The sequence below is a fragment of the Vreelandella zhaodongensis genome, assembly GCF_013415115.1.
GTDB lineage: Bacteria > Pseudomonadota > Gammaproteobacteria > Pseudomonadales > Halomonadaceae > Vreelandella > Vreelandella zhaodongensis.
Genome location: NZ_JACCDD010000001.1, coordinates 409,743 through 425,943, shown reverse-complemented (window position 1 = coordinate 425,943; position 16,201 = coordinate 409,743). Strand labels below are relative to the sequence as shown.

At 52.8% G+C, this 16,201-nt stretch carries 14 protein-coding genes; 3 read left to right on the top strand and 11 right to left on the bottom strand.

The features are described from left to right. The first annotated feature begins 308 nt into the window (after positions 1-308). Both glaH and lhgD read left to right on the top strand, forming a co-directional pair. On the top strand, positions 309-1,271 hold the full coding sequence (gene glaH, locus HZS79_RS01860) for a glutarate dioxygenase GlaH (protein ID WP_179926910.1): 963 nt from the start codon (positions 309-311) through the stop codon (positions 1,269-1,271). A gap of 64 nt (positions 1,272-1,335) precedes the next feature. Beyond that, positions 1,336-2,550 carry an L-2-hydroxyglutarate dehydrogenase gene (gene lhgD / locus HZS79_RS01855; protein WP_179926909.1) on the top strand — a complete coding sequence of 405 codons (1,215 nt, stop codon included), beginning with the start codon at positions 1,336-1,338 and terminating at the stop codon, positions 2,548-2,550. A 116-nt stretch (positions 2,551-2,666) separates the two neighbouring features. Here the strand turns inward: lhgD and HZS79_RS01850 are convergent, their stop codons facing one another. The 3 genes from HZS79_RS01850 to HZS79_RS01840 all read right to left on the bottom strand — a co-directional run bounded on the left by HZS79_RS01850 (position 2,667) and on the right by HZS79_RS01840 (position 6,193). Beyond that, positions 2,667-3,569, bottom strand: coding sequence for an extracellular catalytic domain type 1 short-chain-length polyhydroxyalkanoate depolymerase (locus HZS79_RS01850; protein ID WP_179926908.1), 903 nt, complete (start codon positions 3,567-3,569; stop codon positions 2,667-2,669). A 1,114-nt stretch (positions 3,570-4,683) separates the two neighbouring features. Next, positions 4,684-5,211 (bottom strand): GNAT family N-acetyltransferase, encoded by a 528-nt coding sequence (locus HZS79_RS01845; RefSeq protein WP_179926907.1) that lies wholly within the window; start codon positions 5,209-5,211, stop codon positions 4,684-4,686. Between the two features lie 178 nt (positions 5,212-5,389). Further along, positions 5,390-6,193, bottom strand: a complete 804-nt coding sequence (locus HZS79_RS01840; protein ID WP_179926906.1) for a restriction endonuclease — start codon at positions 6,191-6,193, stop codon at positions 5,390-5,392. A 527-nt stretch (positions 6,194-6,720) separates the two neighbouring features. Between HZS79_RS01840 and HZS79_RS01835 the strand changes: the two genes are divergently transcribed. Next, positions 6,721-7,641 carry a ketopantoate reductase family protein gene (locus HZS79_RS01835; RefSeq protein ID WP_179926905.1) on the top strand — a complete coding sequence of 307 codons (921 nt, stop codon included), beginning with the start codon at positions 6,721-6,723 and terminating at the stop codon, positions 7,639-7,641. A 148-nt stretch (positions 7,642-7,789) separates the two neighbouring features. Here the strand turns inward: HZS79_RS01835 and mmsB are convergent, their stop codons facing one another. The 8 genes from mmsB to HZS79_RS01795 form a co-directional block, all read right to left on the bottom strand. After that, on the bottom strand, positions 7,790-8,698 hold the full coding sequence (gene mmsB, locus HZS79_RS01830) for a 3-hydroxyisobutyrate dehydrogenase (RefSeq protein WP_338017249.1): 909 nt from the start codon (positions 8,696-8,698) through the stop codon (positions 7,790-7,792). Between the two features lie 24 nt (positions 8,699-8,722). After that, positions 8,723-9,838 (bottom strand): enoyl-CoA hydratase/isomerase family protein, encoded by a 1,116-nt coding sequence (locus HZS79_RS01825; protein WP_179926904.1) that lies wholly within the window; start codon positions 9,836-9,838, stop codon positions 8,723-8,725. A gap of 20 nt (positions 9,839-9,858) precedes the next feature. Beyond that, on the bottom strand, positions 9,859-11,013 hold the full coding sequence (locus tag HZS79_RS01820) for an acyl-CoA dehydrogenase family protein (RefSeq protein ID WP_179926903.1): 1,155 nt from the start codon (positions 11,011-11,013) through the stop codon (positions 9,859-9,861). Between the two features lie 232 nt (positions 11,014-11,245). After that, the gene (locus HZS79_RS01815) at positions 11,246-12,238 is read right to left on the bottom strand and encodes a branched-chain amino acid ABC transporter permease (protein WP_162219956.1); all 993 of its coding nucleotides are present in this window, start codon (positions 12,236-12,238) and stop codon (positions 11,246-11,248) included. Between the two features lie 2 nt (positions 12,239-12,240). Beyond that, on the bottom strand, positions 12,241-13,128 hold the full coding sequence (locus HZS79_RS01810) for a branched-chain amino acid ABC transporter permease (RefSeq protein ID WP_162219957.1): 888 nt from the start codon (positions 13,126-13,128) through the stop codon (positions 12,241-12,243). An 89-nt stretch (positions 13,129-13,217) separates the two neighbouring features. After that, the gene (locus HZS79_RS01805) at positions 13,218-14,441 is read right to left on the bottom strand and encodes an ABC transporter substrate-binding protein (protein ID WP_162219958.1); all 1,224 of its coding nucleotides are present in this window, start codon (positions 14,439-14,441) and stop codon (positions 13,218-13,220) included. Between the two features lie 125 nt (positions 14,442-14,566). After that, positions 14,567-15,316: an ABC transporter ATP-binding protein gene (locus HZS79_RS01800; protein WP_162219959.1), complete on the bottom strand. Its 750-nt coding sequence runs from the start codon at positions 15,314-15,316 to the stop codon at positions 14,567-14,569. After that, a complete protein-coding gene (locus tag HZS79_RS01795; RefSeq protein ID WP_162219960.1) occupies positions 15,313-16,101 on the bottom strand; it encodes an ABC transporter ATP-binding protein in 789 nt (262 codons plus the stop codon). The genes HZS79_RS01800 and HZS79_RS01795 overlap by 4 nt, the downstream gene beginning before the upstream one ends. Positions 16,102-16,201 lie beyond the last annotated feature (100 nt).

The window sequence follows — 16,201 nt, the reverse complement described above, 5'->3', positions numbered from 1 at the left end:
TTTGTCTAAATACTACACCTCATTGAGCTTGCTGCACCTCAGAGTAAGCGTCTCAAATCACGTCATGCATCAAGCCTTTGGTAGCAAAGGCCTGCTCTTCAAGGCGCCGCCAACAGAAAAAACCTCATTTTTTCTTTAGAAATCAAAATCATGACTAAAAAACCATCAATAACAAAAAAACCATCGCCGGATATTTTTAATGAGATAATCACAAAACGTTGACGAAATATAAAAATGTAGATATTTTTTAAGCGTAGGTTATTTTGAATTCGGTTCTTTTTCATTCTTTTGCTAAAGAGAGGCGTCCAATGAACGCTCCAGCCACTATCCCCGCACAGCAGCATTATGGTTTCACCCTTGGCCGCTCACCACAGTCGGACCGCTTACTGCAACTGAGCTTCCCAAAAGAGACAGTGCAAGCGTTTCTTGACGCCGTGTCGGAATGGCCGGTTCAGGCACTGGAATATAAGTCTTTCCTACGCTTCCGGGTGGCCAAGGTTCTTGACGACCTATGCAAGAACACCTTACAACCGGTGTTGATCGATACCATGGTGGATCGGGATACGGGGGCGTTTCTGGTCACGCCAGAGGGGCTGGATCAGGTTGAGCAGGCAGACAACATGGTGATATTCGCCACGGCGGTGGCTCACTTGATGGGGCGCTCCAACTACGACGCCATGAGCGGCCAGTACTATGCGCGTTTTGTGGTGAAGAACGTCGATAACTCAGACAGCTATCTACGTCAGCCACACCGCGTGATGGAGCTGCATAACGACGGCACATTCGTGGAGCAGGACACCGACTACGTGTTGATGATGAAAGTCGACGAACAAAACATGCAAGGTGGCAACTCGCTACTGCTGCACCTCGATGACTGGGAAGGATTAGACGCGTTCTACTCTCACCCACTGGCGCGTCGTGACATGCGCTGGACCGCGCCGCCGAGCAAGAATGTTGATCGCGACATCTATCACCCCGTGTTCGATGTGGATACCGAGGGTCGCCCGATCATGGCCTACATTGACCAATTTGTTCAGCCGAAGAACTTCGAGGAAGGTAATTGGCTAGCCAATCTTTCTGATTCGCTGGAAGGTAGTCAACATCAGCTATCGATTCCGGTATCTACCGGCAGCTTCCTGCTGATTAACAATCACTTCTGGCTGCATGGACGTGATCGCTTCACCCCGCACCCTGATCTGCGCCGTGAGTTGATGCGTCAGCGTGGTTATTTCACCCATGCCAAAACACTGCGCCAGCCACGCCAGGTATAATCATCTAAAATAAGTCGGCCACCGCCATGACGGTGGCCATTTTCCCTTGGCTACCGAGACGCCTATGTACGACTACATTATTATCGGGGGCGGCATTCTTGGGCTGTCGACTGCCATGCAGCTTATCCGCGCCTACCCTGACAAGAAGATGCTGCTGGTCGAGAAAGAGGATGGCCCTGCCCGCCATCAAACAGGCCACAACAGTGGTGTGATTCATGCGGGGGTTTACTACACGCCCGGCAGCTTAAAGGCGCGTTTTTGTTTAGAGGGAAACCTCGCCACCAAAGCGTTTTGTGACGAACATAGCATTGCCTACGACGAATGCGGAAAACTGCTGGTCGCCACCAATGATCTCGAACTTGAGCGCATGAAGGCACTGTGGGAGCGCACGGAGGCTAATGGCTTGGAGCGGTATTGGCTGAAGGCAGAGGAACTGCAAGAACGAGAACCTAACATCACGGGCGTCGGTGGTATCTTTGTCCCCTCCAGCGGTATCGTTAACTATGCAGAAGTGGCGGCTGCCATGGGCCGTGAGTTCGAAGCCGCAGGCGGTGAGATTCGCTACGCCACGTCGGTGACCGGCTTAAGTGAGCGAACCAACGAGGTGGTGGTATCCACCAATCAGGGAGATTTTTCTACCCGCTACATGGTGTCCTGCTCAGGTCTGATGGCAGACCGAGTGGTGCGTATGCTAGGTATCGAACCGGACTTCACTATCTGCCCGTTCCGCGGCGAGTACTTCCGTCTTCCCGCGCAGCACAATCAAATCGTCAACCATCTGATCTACCCAATTCCTGATCCTTCGATGCCGTTTCTTGGTGTGCACCTGACGCGCATGATCGACGGCAGCGTGACGGTCGGCCCCAATGCGGTATTGGCCTGGAAGCGTGAAGGCTACCGGAAAACCGACGTGTCGTTATCCGATACGCTAGCCATGTTACGCCACCGTGGCATCCGCCAGGTGTTGAAAGACAACCTGCGCCCAGGGCTGACCGAGTTTAAGAACTCACTCTACAAAAAAGGCTATCTCCAGCAGGTACGTAAGTACTGCCCGAGCTTAACGCTCGCAGATCTTGAGCCTTACCCTGCCGGCGTGCGCGCCCAGGCGGTGTCCAACGATGGCAAACTGGTCGACGACTTCCTGTTCGTCAACACGCCACGTACCGTCAACGTATGCAACGCCCCCTCGCCTGCAGCAACCTCCGCTATCCCTATTGGGGCGTATATCGTGGAGAAAGTTAAGCAACAGGTTGCACCAACCGCCGCAATGGTGAGCTAGCGCCGCGAGGTGTACTCGGCTTTTGCTTAAGCGCCGAAACGGTGGCGGCGAACGATGCCCAGCCACCGTTTACCGACTGCTTTCTCAACTGCTGTCTCAACTGCTGGTTTCACGGACTAGGTTAGGCCCCAGAAATGCGCGATGTGGCGGGTCGAAGAAATGCCGACTTCCAGCATGTACTTGTCTTCTTCACCGAGGCCTTCATCACCACCGGCCATGATCGGCGTGCCGTGGCCCATCCCTTCGATGATGTACTCCTCGATCACTTCTTGCCTGCCTACGTTGCACCAGACCTGTCGGGGAAAACCATCCACCTGCTCCACTCGTGTCGGCGGCCCTTCAACCTTGTGAACTTTCTGCCACTGCCGAACGATGGAGTCAGCGTTTGAATTATCGACGGTCGTGTCGCTGCTGCCATGCCAGACCGAAATCGTTGGCCAAGGGCCATCGAATGTCGAGGCTCCGCGTACCAGCTCATCGAGCTTACTATCTGACGGGCCGCCAAATCCTTTCATGCGAACGACCGCTTCCATCAAATTGTCAGCGCTGCGGTAAGGTAACCCGGCGATAATCGCCCCCCCCGCAAACACTTCTGGGTAGGTTGCAAGCATCACAGACGTCATGGCGCCACCCGAGGACATCCCCGTGATATAGACTCGCGAAGGGTCAATCTCATGATCATCAACGACCTGCTCGATCATGTGACGAATAGAAAGTGGCTCGCCTGCCCCACGTCGGCTGTCGCCAGATTTGAACCAATTGAAGCTGCTGACCGGATTATTACTTTGCCTTTGCTCTGGATACAGAAGTGCTATCCCGCATTCGTCGGCAAGCGCCGACCAACCTGATCCGAGATCATAGCCCTCTGCCGACTGGGTGCTGCCATGCAGCACTACGACGAGCGGCCCGTTCTTCGAGAAGTTCTTCGGGATATAGGTGTCCGCATGCAATGCCCCTGGGTCAGCGCCGAATTCTTTCAAATCGGTCAGACGGTCTTGGCTAGCTGATGTTCTCGGCATAAGGCCTCCATTGCCAACTTCATATTGCGCATCATGCTGCTTGCCGAGAAAGTCCGCGGCGGGCAGCACCATTCAGGATAGTTCTTCCTGGAGTTTAAGCTGCTTTCTTTGGGTTCGGGTGATTTGCCCTACCGTTGGTTTGCTCGGCTTACTAGGCCAAGATGATGTCTTCAGTTCACCCCGACCTCCCCCTGAACTCAGCGCCACCGCATACAATGCAAAGCCCAACGCAGCAAGCAAGATTCGAGCGCTTAACGAATCGTTAGCGGTAACAGCCAAGAGCAAAGCTATCGTTCCAAGCGTTAGGGCGAAGATAATTTTCATAACGTTTTCCTTACAGTGGATCGACTTAAATGCAGACTCGCGCGATCCTTTACTCATAAATCCTCTTTTAGGCACGACAGGTATGTTGGCTCGCCATTCGTCATGTACATAAATAAGCCAGGATGTCGGTACCTTACTCAACCGAGGATGTAGACAGGCGACGGCACCTAATGGCAAGGACAACGCGCGGGACGAGAAGTGATATACGACCGAAGACTCGATGTGCGATAAGAAAGGTGCGCCGCATTCCTTGCAGCGCATAGCATAACGTTCTTGTTTAGGCACTTCCGTTGCCACGCTCACCGTTAGGATGGACTTTAAAAGACAAAGTCACTGTGCGCTGGCGAACGTAGTATTATAATTTTTTAAATACAGAATGGGGCTATATAACCTGAGAAATATTTAATACTTTACCAAAGAAACAACAATAACTCTTTTAACATGGAAATCTAACGCTGTGTCTTAATTGGAACAATAAATAAAAAGTGGTGCCGCACTCCTTGCGACACCGAATGAAGAGAATATTAGTGGCGCTACCTTCCTGGCAGCGCATGGCGCAACGTCCTTGTTTAGACACTTCCCTTGTCCCGCTTAACTTCAAGATAGACCCTAAAAGGCACCCTCACTGTGCGCTGGCGAACATAGTATTGTTTAATTTTAAAAGTATCGAACAAAACTTAAAACAAAAAGCATCAAGATAATATTTTACGGCGTTTAATAAATTGATGACACTCCATTAAACAACACGTTATAAGGCCTGTTTCTAGCGCTCTTTTTGCGCCTAAACTTTTTAAATAGTACTTTCCACAACACTGTGCAAATTCAACGCCATGGGCTGCACCATAAGAACTGAACCATTTCTAAGTGGCGTGGGCTGGTCTATCGCTATGAACCCAGACGACTGATACAAGCGAACGGCCGCTGCGTTGCTTGTTGTGACGGCGAGCGCGATCTGGTCACACTTTCTTCCCAACGCCCAGGCTGTCATCTCATGCAGAAGCGCCTTTGCAATGCCTTCCCCTCTCACCGCAGGCAAAACCCACATTTGGTAGATGTGAGCGGTTGCCACATCTGGCGCATGTATCACCCCCCAAGCAAGCCCCACCGCCCGGCCACCCCGCTGTGCAACTAACGGCATAGCATCAAGCCCCCGTGCTTTAAGATCCAAGCGCGACTGCCAATCAGCATCTGACAATGCCGATTCCTGCTCATAAGTAGAGCCAAACGAATCAGGAGAATCCAAGAGCGATTCCAGTCTGACCGACTTGTACAGCGCCCAATCATTGGGGGTTAGTAATTTGATATTGAAATCATTCATATGGGTGGTTCGCTGCATGGTGCCCAGGTTTTGGTTGGTTAAGGGGCGTTATAGGCTTGTTACCAGCGCTTTGGTCAGCATCCGGCCAGGAGCGGCCTTTTAGGTAGTGTTGATATAACGCCTTGCTCACCGGAAAATAAGGAGCGCAGCGAGTAATTTTTCCGCGTGCAGCAACTTGTTAGCCGCTACCCTTCTCAGTTCCACTCATCATGGCTTTAGCCATAAGTTCCGTAGTGTAAAGGTCTCTCTTCTTAGTCCGGCCAGTGCGCGGTTGGTAATCTCCGTTCTCGAACATGCTCCACTCTGCTTTGAGAAGACGTTCATCTAAGTGATTTAGGTTTAAGTTGAGCCAATTACATAGCTGCTGAAAATTTTCAGCGAAGGCCTCGCCTTTGTGCTCAGTTAAAACCATCTGTAGATTAATAGGGTAATTACGATCTTCAGCTGCAATTATTGCACTTCTTGCAGTTGTCAGGAGCTCTTGTCCCGTGAAGGTGAATACGTTGTCGATAACGTCATGACGAAGCCCGTACTCAATTCTTGTACGTTTTGAGTGCGACCAGTACCTATCTTCAAGAAGATTTACTCGTTCCAGATAAGTTCTAAGTATCTCGGATTCAGCAAACCCCCGCGTATCAGATATTAGCTCCTCGAACGTTTTTAGCTTGATATTTGTTTTATCGGCAGCATCCAGAGCGCCTTTTTGAAAGCCAACTTTTGAAACTATAAAGCCCCGATCCGCGCCAATATCATCAACAATAGTCCGAAGGGTTAATACTTGTGCTTTTGTAACTTTGCTTTCCCAATACTTCGCCTCAACCAACCAAACTAGATTCTCACCGAGGTACCTGGTTTGCACATATACATCGATATCATGGCAGGTGCGTACGCCTTGAATGCGAACGTTCGTTTTCGCCTCGGCTCCAAGAGATACGAAGTGATCTTTTATACGTTCTTGGAAATCAAACCATTCCTGTGTCATTACGTAACTCTTACATGTTGGCTAACAGTGATTATACGCCCCTCTACATAACCTGAATGAACCCGAGCACGTTCATTCAGGTTATACCGCCTTTCATTTACGCCCTATCCCACTGAAATTTAAATAAATTAAGTATAAGTAGGCAGCATAACATAGATTATCGTGCCAGCTGCATAACACTGCTGAACCAGCATACCGCTTCTGTAACTCAGGGTCGCAAGCCGACATTGCACGTGGAGCTATACACGAGCTCCCCTCTTCCCTGTAACGCGACTCAGACTTTCACACAAAATCTTCTTAGCCTTAACGCTAGCAGATAATCCTTCAGCCCGTCATTAGTCATTAGCCGCGCATTGCGGTCTTCTGCCACGTCTAGAGCCTGTTCGCTCATAACGCCTTTTAGCTTCTTCCATCAACAAAACAAAAAAGCCGATGCAGTGAAGCTGCTGCTCACCTCACCTTCATTTCCTTATGCGGAACACGGTAAGCTTGGCGATAACACCGCTACTGATGGCTAAAAATCAACGATGACTTCCCATTGGATACTTGGCCCGGGGGCTATTGGTCGCCTGTTGGCGCATTCGCTTTTACCCTTCACTGACGTCACCTTGATTGGCCGACGTGCATTGCCTGAACAACAACACCTGACAACACCAGAGGGCGAAGAGCGAACTCTGCGGCTAGCGAGCGTTACGGTTGCCGAGCTGGCCTCTCATCCACTGCCCGCGCCTGGGTTCGTGCATATCACGACCAAAGCCATGGCTGCCGAGGCGGCGCTTGCCAGCATTGCTGATGTGGTTGCGCCCACGACCCCGCTGGTGCTGTGGCAGAACGGTTTTTTGGCACAACCACGTATTACACAAACGTGGCCTGGGCCAGTGCTGTGTGCGACCACTACTCAGGGTGCTTACCTCACTTGGGGTGGTGGTGTGGTTCACGCGGGGCGCGGGCCTACGTTTATTGGTGATTTAGATAATCAGCACGCGGGCTTGGCGGAGGCGTTAGCGGCGCTATTGAGTGAGGCAAACTTTACCGCAACGGCGGTGGGCGATATACGCCAGCGTTTGTGGCAGAAGCTGGCGGTGAATGCGGCGATCAACCCATTGGTCGCGCTCAATGGCGTGCGCAATGGTGAGCTGCGCGATGACGCTTATGCAGGCCGCGTGAAAGCGGTGGTAACAGAGGTCGCAGCGATTTTAGAGCAGGAAAGCATTGCGCCACCGAAGGGTGGCGAAGGTAAAGACGCGTGGTTGGCGTTGGTATGGCAAGTGGTGGAGAACACCGCTAACAACAAGGCATCAATGCTTCAGGATGTTGAGGCTAAACGCCCCACCGAGCGCGGGGCGATTTTAGGGCCGTTGATTGAGAGCGCCGAGCGTCATGGAGTGCCGTGTGGGGTGTTGCAAACGCTTGATGATGAGTTAGCGATGTTGGAGGCGCGCTTTTAGCTGCACTTGCACCGGGCTGCCAGGGCTGTGCCGCACCAACCAGCCCCGGCAGTGCTGCGCACTGCTTTGCGGGTGCGCTTCGCTTACCACGCACTACAAAACCATAACTATTCTTCCTTCCTCACGCCAACTCCTTACTCTTCACTCCTCACGCCTTATCTTGATAAAACTGCAGCAGGCTGGAGAAGTCGAGTTTGCCGTTGCCACCTGCTTTATGCAGGGTGAATAGCGAGCGTGCGGCGGAGCCCATAGGCACCGGTGAGGCACTTTGTTGGCTAACATCCATGGCGAGGCCCAGGTCTTTGATCATTAGGTCCACCTGGAAGCCGCCTTGGTAGCCTTTCGAGGCGGGGGCATTTTCCATCACGCCGGGGTAAGGGTTGTAAACGTTTAGCGCCCAGTTGCCCCCCGAGCTTTGCTTCATAATTTCGGAGAGCACCGCAGGGTCCAGGCCGTTTTTGACGCCCATGTTGATCGCTTCACAAGTGCCCGCCATCAGGATGGAAAGCAGCATGTTGTTGCACACTTTGGCCACCTGCCCTGCGCCGTGGTCGCCAGCGTGGAAGATATTTTTACCCATCACGTCGAGTACGGGCTTGGCCTGTTCAAACTGTGCAGCGCTACCGCCAACAATGAAGGTCAAGGTGCCCGCTTGTGCTCCGCCTACCCCACCAGACACCGGCGCATCGACAAAGCCAACGCCTTTTTCAGCGCCAGCGGCAGCCACGCTGCGGGCGGTATCCGCGTCAATGGTCGAGCAGTCGATCACCAAGGCGCTCTTTTTGATGACATCAAACAGTGGTTCGTTGCCATCTACATACAACCCACGCACGTGCTTACCTGCGGGTAGCATGGAAATAATAAAATCTGCATCGGTGGCTGCTGCCTTGGCAGAAGCCGCTACTTCACAGCCTTGAGATTTCGCTGCTTCCAAGGCCTGATCAGAAAGGTCGAATGCGCGAACGTTAAAGCCCGCTTTCGCCAAGTTGGCCGCCATGGGGCCGCCCATATTGCCTAAACCGATAAACGCGACGGTGGTCATCTTTGTTGTCCTTATTAGAAATATTGACTGAAAAATGGATTAGCGAAGATCTGCTAGGGGGCTCTTTTCCCACGGTGAAGCCAGCAACTCATCGATAAATGCTTGCTCGACTGACGCGACATCTGGATATTTCCACGCAGGCTGGCCATCTTTATCGACCAACAGCGCACGCACGCCTTCGGGGAATTCCTGATGACGGCAACACTGCACTGAAAGCGCCAGCTCAAACTGAAACACCTCAGCCAACGACATGTGCTTGGCGCGCTTTAGCTGCTCATCAATCAGTTTCACTGATACGGGGCTACCGTGGGAAAGCGTTTTCTGCGCTTTACTGAACCATTTGTCGTCGCTGCTCACTGCCAGCACGGCATCCACGGCTTGCTCAACCGTGTCGTGATCCATTAGCTCACGAATCAATGCGGCGGATTTGTGAACCGGCGATTCCAGCTCGGCAAATACCTCTTGAGAGGCTTGTTCAAATTCGCGCAGCACACTGTTAACCACACCATGGGCGTCGGTTTGCTTGCCCTCACCCCAGGTGGCGTCCATCAATTTTTGAGCCAACTCAGCGCGGTGATAACTGGCAATCGCGCGATCAGCAAGGCCGAGATGGACGGCATCCGGCGCATTAATTTGGCTGCCGGTCATCGCTAAGAAGCGGCCAGTGCCATTCGGCAGACGGTTTAAGAACCAGCTTGCACCTACATCCGGGTATAGGCCAATGGTCACTTCTGGCATTGCTAGCCGGGAGGTTTCCGTTACGATCCGGTGGCTGCTACCGCTAAGCAGCCCCATACCACCGCCCATTACAATACCGCTGCCCCAGCAAATCACAGGCTTCGGATAGGTGTGCAGCAGATAGTCCAGGCGATACTCGTGTTCAAAGAAGCGCTCAGGAAAATCTGGCTCGCCCTCGCCTGTAATCGCCTTATAGAGGTTGACGACATCGCCACCGGCGCAAAACGCTTTTTCACCGGCGCTGTCTAGCAAAACAGCGACGACTCGCTCATCGGTTTGCCACGCCTGCAAGCGTGGCAAAATCTCTTCAATCATCTCTAACGTCAGGGCATTCAGCGAACGCTCGGCGTTAAGCGTGATCTCGCCAATAACATGACCATCTTGGGTGGCGTGTTCAGCAAACAGTACGCTACTCATTCCATTGTCCTTGTGGTTGGCTACAGCTCAGAAGCACCATCAGATAGCACGCGGCGGGAAATAATCAGCCGCATGACTTCGTTGGTGCCTTCCAGAATGCGATGCACGCGGGTGTCTCGCACATAGCGCTCCATCGGGTACTCCTTAATGTAGCCATTACCACCGTATAGCTGAAGCGCCTCATCACATACTTTAAAACCGACATCAGTCGCAAAGCGCTTAGCCATAGCGCAGTAGGTGGTGGCATCGGGGTGACCCGCATCCAGCTTTGTTGCTGCCATGCGCACTAACTGGCGGGCCGCGACAAGTTCAGTCACCATGTCCGCCAAACGGAACTGAAGCGCTTGGAAGTCTGCCAGGCGCTTACCAAACTGCTTACGCTCCAGCATATATTCGCGGGCTTTGTTGATCGCCTGCTGGGCGGTGCCGATTGAGCAGGTGGCGATATTGATACGCCCGCCGTCCAGCCCTTTCATGGCAATTTTGAAGCCATCGCCTTCGTTGCCTAACAGATGATTGGCGGGCACACGCACATCTTCAAAGGTGATCATGCGGGTTGGCTGGCTGTTCCAGCCCATTTTTTCCTCTTTACGGCCATAGCTGATGCCGCTTGCCTTGGCATCGACCGCGAACGCAGAAATGCCGCCAGGGCCTTCACCGCCGGTACGCGCCATGACCACCAGGAAGTCAGTGCTACCTGCGCCAGAGATAAACATCTTGCTGCCGTTTAATACGTAGTCATCGCCATCACGCTTGGCCGTGGTTTTAAGCGAGGCCGCATCGGAGCCTGAATTGGGTTCAGTTAAGCAGTAAGACCCCAGCAGCTCGCCGGTGGCGAGCTTTTCGCCCCACTGTTCCACTGCTTCTGGCGTGCCGAAGTCGGCCAGCATCCACGTCACCATGTTATGAATGGTGAGATAAGCGGTGGTTGAGGTGCAACCCATGGAAAGCTGTTCAAAAATGATGCTGGCATCCAGACGGGAAAGACCAAGCCCGCCAACGCGCTCCGGCGCGTACAGCGAACAAAAACCTAACTCCCCCGCTTTGCGGATGACATCAACAGGAAAGAACGATTCAGCATCCCACTGTGCGGCGTGGGGCTCTAACTCGTTCTGGGCGAATGCCCGGGCCATATCGGAAAAAGCGACCTGGTCTTCACTTAACTCAAAATTCATGGCGAATCTCCGCAGCGTGCGTGACCTGGCAGTGCCTTACTAGGCGCTGGATAGTCAGACGCTGGCTTTTGTCGTTATTGGCAATTGTCGTCGTTCACAATGTTGACGTTTACGTTAACTTATATTTTTACCCTAGCCTGCGCAACCGCTTATCCCACTACCTTTGGCGTAGAGCCGTTGTTCAGGCAGAAAAAAGGGTGCCCCGGGGCACCCAATCATCGGACAGAAACAGTTATTTGAAATTTTTGCGATACATTTTAGTGAGTTCGCCCACGATGCCGCTGCGGAAACTAAGTACGCAAACCACAAAGATAATCCCCAGTATTACATTTACCCAGTTACCTAACGGCGACTGCGCCAGCACGTGCTGCAAGCTAACCACAATCCCAGCCCCCATTAATGGACCCAATAGCGTGCCCACACCACCCAGCAACGTCATCAGAATCACTTCACCCGACATGTGCCAATGGGCATCGGTTAGTGAAGCCAGCTGGAACACCACGGTTTTGGTAGAGCCTGCTAAGCCCGCAAGCGCTGCTGACAGCACAAAGGCCAGCAGTTTGTAGGCATCTACGTTGTAACCCAGGGAAATAGCGCGCGGTTCGTTTTCACGGATAGCTTTTAGCACCTGCCCAAAGGGTGAGTGCACGGTACGCTGGATAAGCGCAAAGCCGAATAAAAAGACCGCAAACACAAAGTAGTACATGGCTAAGTTGCTGCGCAGGCTGATAAACCCAAACAATTCGCCACGCGGCACGCCGTGCAGGCCATCTTCACCACCGGTAAACGGCGCTTGCACAAACATGAAGTACACCAGCTGCGCCAACGCTAGGGTGACCATGGCAAAATAAATGCCTTGGCGGCGTATGGCGAGCACACCGAACAGCCCCCCAAGCACCGTCGCCAGCAGGGTTCCCCCGATAATACCAAGCTCAGGCGTTAATCCTGGGTAACTGGCCAGCAGGTAACCGGTGACGTAGCCACCTGTCGCTAGAAACGCTGCATGACCAAACGAGAGCAGCCCTGCGTATCCCAGTAGCAAGTTAAAGGCGCAGGCAAATAGCGCAAAACAGAGAATCTTCATTAAAAAGACAGGATAGGCCACAAAGGGTGCAACCAGCCCGATGGCGATAAGCGCTATATAGAATAAATTACGGCGCATATCGGCTCTTTTTTGGCGCTCTTGGACTGCGGATGGCGCTTTGATTGCTTGAGAATCTGCCATGGTTAAGCCTCCTTACCGAATAGCCCAGCGGGGCGTAACATGAGCACCAAGATCATCACCAGGAAGATCACCGTATTGGATGCCTCGGGGTAATACACTTTGGTTAAGCCTTCAATAACACCCATGCCCAGACCAGTGAGAATCGCCCCCATAATCGACCCCATACCACCGATCACCACCACAGCAAACACCACAATCAACAAACTAGAGCCCATGGTGGGCGAAACAGGATAGAGCGGTGCCGCTAACACACCTGCGAACGCCGCTAACGCCACACCAAAACCGTACGTCAGGGTGATTAACAGCGGCACATTGACCCCAAATGCCTGCATCAGCTCAGAGTTTTCAGTACCCGCCCGCAGGTATGCGCCTAAGCGGGTGCGTTCAATCATGAACCACGTGAACAAGCACATTGCTAACGCCGCAACCAACACCCAAGCGCGGTAGGTAGGCAGGAACATAAAGCCTAAATTAAGCCCGCCTTGAAGTACTTCCGGAGTGGCATAACGCGCACCAGAAACACCGAAAAAGTTAACCAGCGTGCCTTCAAAAATCAGCGCCAGCCCGAAGGTCAGCAGTAACCCATAGAGATGGTCTAAATGAGCAATACGACGCAGCAAGAAGCGCTCCATCAACATGCCAAAACCACCGACCACCAGTGGCACTAAAATTAGCGCCAACCAATAATTAATACCTAGGTAGCGGAAGCCCAACAGCGCGGCAAAAGCTCCCAGCATATATTGTGCCCCGTGGGCAAAGTTGACGATCTTCAGTAGGCCGAAGATGACCGCCAGGCCCAAACTAAGCAGTGCGTAAAAGGCTCCATTCACAAGCCCAAGCGTTAGCTGGCCCATGAAAACGGCCAATGGCACGCCGAATATCATCGTCATGGTATGACTCTCCTCGCCGCCAAGCGGGTGGCAGCGCCTGCTGCCACCCCTGCGTGTTGCGTATTTTTAGAAGCGCTTTCAATAACGTCTTAGTTCTGAACCAGTTTGCACTGGCTTTCAGAGAGAGGACGGTAAGCTTGATCGGCAGGAATCGTGCTGAGGATTTCGTAAAGGTCCCACTCACCGGTAGACTCTTCCGGCGATTTCACCTGGGCAAGGTACATATCGTGCACCATGCGTCCATCTTCACGAATGGAGCCATTGCGAGCAAAGAAGTCTTCCACCGGCATTTCGGCCATTTGAGCGCGAACCACTTCAGGATCGTCGGTACCCGCGGCTTCTACGGCCTTCAGATAATGCATGGTGCTGGAATAAATACCCGCTTGTACCATGGTTGGCATACGGCCCATTTCTTCGTAGTAACGCTCGGACCACTCGCGAGCTTCCTCATCCATGTCCCAGTACCAGCCAGTCGTTAGCAACAGGCCTTGGGTGGCATCCAAACCTAGCGCGTGTACGTCGTTGAGGAAAATCAGCAAACCCGCTAACTGCTGGCCGCTTTGCACAAGCCCAAACTGGCTGGCCGTGGTGATCGCGTTAACAGTGTCAGCGCCAGCATTAGCCAAGCCGACAATTTTGGCACCCGATCCTTGCGCCTGCAGAATGTAGGAAGAGAAATCGCTGGTCGGGAACGGATGACGAACCCCACCCACTACCTCACCACCACTCTCTTCAACTACGCGACGCACATCACCTTCCAGCGCGTGACCAAAGGCATAGTCCGCTGTTAGCAGGAACCAGCTATCGCCACCCTGCTCAACAACCGCCTGCGCCGTACCATTCGCTAGAGGATAGGTGTCATATACCCAGTGAATGTGGTTTGGCGTGCAGTGTTCGTTCGTGATGCTGGATGCTGCCGAACCAGACACAATGCCTAGCCCATTGTTCTCTTCCAGCACCCTGGTAACAGCAATCGTGACGGAAGATGCCACCAAGCCTGCCACCATGTCCACGTTACGTTGGTCAATCCACTCACGCACTGTGTTGGCACCTACGTCGGCACTGTTGCGGTCATCGGCGCTGAAGACAACGATAGGTGCACCATTCACGCTACCGCCAAAATCTGCCACGGCCATTTCCAGAGCTCTTTGACCACCCGGGCCAGCCAAGTCACGATAAGTACCTGACATATCTGCCAAATAACCAATCCTGACTTCACCATCGCTTATCTCAGCGTGGGCAGTGGACATAGCCATCGTAGTGGCGGCAGCAACGGCGATGCTGGCGGTCAGTGTTTTTTTGATAAAGGTCATGTTCGTCTCCTGGCCCGTGGGGCCTTTGTTGTTGTGTTACGACGTACTAATGAAGTGCGTATTAAGCGTTTAATGTTTTGGTACTGCGCGTGTTACTCGTCCAGCTTTATTATTTTGGGTCTGCTTTATACCCCCAGCATGGTATTGAGATGTTCTCGTCGTGAAGGAAGCTGGGCCGCGCTAATTTCCTCAACGATCTGGCCGTGATCCATCACAAAATGGCGGTCTGCTAATGGCGCTGCGAAACGGAAATTCTGCTCGACTAACACAATGGTCATGCCCCGCTCTTTAAGCTGCATGAGTACTTCACCGAGCTTTTGCACGATAACGGGTGCCAAGCCTTCGGTAATTTCATCCAGCAGCAACAGCCTTGCACCAGTTCGCAGAATCCGCGCCATGGCCAGCATCTGCTGCTCGCCACCGGAAAGCCGCGTACCCTGGCTTTTACGCCGCTCATAAAGGTTCGGGAACATGCTGTAGATTTCATCCAAACTCATGCCGCCAGAGCGAACCGTCGGGGGCAGTAGCAAGTTCTCGTGCACATCCAGACTGGCAAAAATACCGCGCTCTTCGGGGCAGTAACCAATACCAAGACGCGGGATATGGTGCGGCTTCATACGCAAGGTTTCATTGCCGTTGATGACGATAGAACCGGTACGCCGCCCCACCATATTCATAATCGATTTCAGCGTAGTGCTACGCCCAGCGCCATTGCGACCCAGCAGAGTGACCAACTCGCCACGCTTAACATCGAAATTCACGCCGTGCAGAATGTGCGACTCACCGTAAAACGCGTGCAGGTCTTTCACCCTCAGCATTTCAGACGTTTGGGAGTCTGCAAACTCATTGGTTTCATAGGCCTCAGCAGTGTTCATACGGCTGCCTCCTCTTCAGCAGCTTCGCTGCCCATATAGGCTTCTCGCACCAATGGGTTACGGGAAACTTCTTCATAATCGCCTTCCGCCAACACCGCCCCACGCGCCAGTACCGTAATACGGTCACAAAGGCGGCTCACCACGCTAAGGTTGTGCTCCACCATCAATACCGTGCGCCCTTTTGATACACGCTTGATCAGTGCCACGATACGATCCACATCTTCAGCCCCCATGCCCTGGGTCGGCTCATCGAGCAGCATCATGGTGGGGTCTAGCGCTAGCGTCGTGGCAACCTCTAGCGCGCGTTTGCGACCGTAAGGCATTTCCACTGTTAAGGTATCGGCGTACTCCCTCAGGCCCACCTCATCCAACAGCTCCATCGCTCGCTCATTAAGGTGATCAAGCGACTTCTCTGATTTCCAAAAGTGGAAGGAGGTGCCCAGCTGCCGCTGCAACGCGACGCGGACATTTTCCAACGCCGTCATGTGGGCAAACACTGCTGAAATCTGGAACGAACGCACCAGGCCTAGCTGTGCAATCTCATTGGATTTTTTACTGGTGATGGATTGGCCTCGATAGAGGATCTCACCACGGGTAGGCGGTAGGAATTTAGTGAGTAGGTTAAAAACGGTGGTCTTTCCAGCCCCGTTAGGACCAATCAGAGCATGGATGTGCCCTTCTTGAACTTGGAGATTAACGTTGTCAACGGCGGTAAAGCCGCGAAACTCTTTGGTCAGCCCTCGGGTTTCGAGTACTGGCCCACTGAGAACATCGTCTGCACGCATGAAATGTTAAGCCTCTTTTTTGTTCTTGTGTTCGGGTGTTGCTGTGTCCGAGCATTTTGATACTGGCTCACTGCCAGCTTCATCAACGTTTGAATGGCAC

Bases quoted from the DNA above. Each gene is read 5' to 3' on its own strand.
- glaH (WP_179926910.1), top strand. From the start codon at position 309: ATGAACGCTCCAGCCACTATCCCCGCACAGCAGCATTATGGTTTCACC.
- lhgD (WP_179926909.1), top strand. From the start codon at position 1,336: ATGTACGACTACATTATTATCGGGGGCGGCATTCTTGGGCTGTCGACT.
- HZS79_RS01850 (WP_179926908.1), bottom strand. From the start codon at position 3,569: ATGCCGAGAACATCAGCTAGCCAAGACCGTCTGACCGATTTGAAAGAA.
- HZS79_RS01845 (WP_179926907.1), bottom strand. From the start codon at position 5,211: ATGAATGATTTCAATATCAAATTACTAACCCCCAATGATTGGGCGCTG.
- HZS79_RS01840 (WP_179926906.1), bottom strand. From the start codon at position 6,193: ATGACACAGGAATGGTTTGATTTCCAAGAACGTATAAAAGATCACTTC.
- HZS79_RS01835 (WP_179926905.1), top strand. From the start codon at position 6,721: ATGACTTCCCATTGGATACTTGGCCCGGGGGCTATTGGTCGCCTGTTG.
- HZS79_RS01825 (WP_179926904.1), bottom strand. From the start codon at position 9,838: ATGAGTAGCGTACTGTTTGCTGAACACGCCACCCAAGATGGTCATGTT.
- HZS79_RS01820 (WP_179926903.1), bottom strand. From the start codon at position 11,013: ATGAATTTTGAGTTAAGTGAAGACCAGGTCGCTTTTTCCGATATGGCC.
- HZS79_RS01815 (WP_162219956.1), bottom strand. From the start codon at position 12,238: ATGGCAGATTCTCAAGCAATCAAAGCGCCATCCGCAGTCCAAGAGCGC.
- HZS79_RS01810 (WP_162219957.1), bottom strand. From the start codon at position 13,128: ATGACGATGATATTCGGCGTGCCATTGGCCGTTTTCATGGGCCAGCTA.
- HZS79_RS01805 (WP_162219958.1), bottom strand. From the start codon at position 14,441: ATGACCTTTATCAAAAAAACACTGACCGCCAGCATCGCCGTTGCTGCC.
- HZS79_RS01800 (WP_162219959.1), bottom strand. From the start codon at position 15,316: ATGAACACTGCTGAGGCCTATGAAACCAATGAGTTTGCAGACTCCCAA.
- HZS79_RS01795 (WP_162219960.1), bottom strand. From the start codon at position 16,101: ATGCGTGCAGACGATGTTCTCAGTGGGCCAGTACTCGAAACCCGAGGG.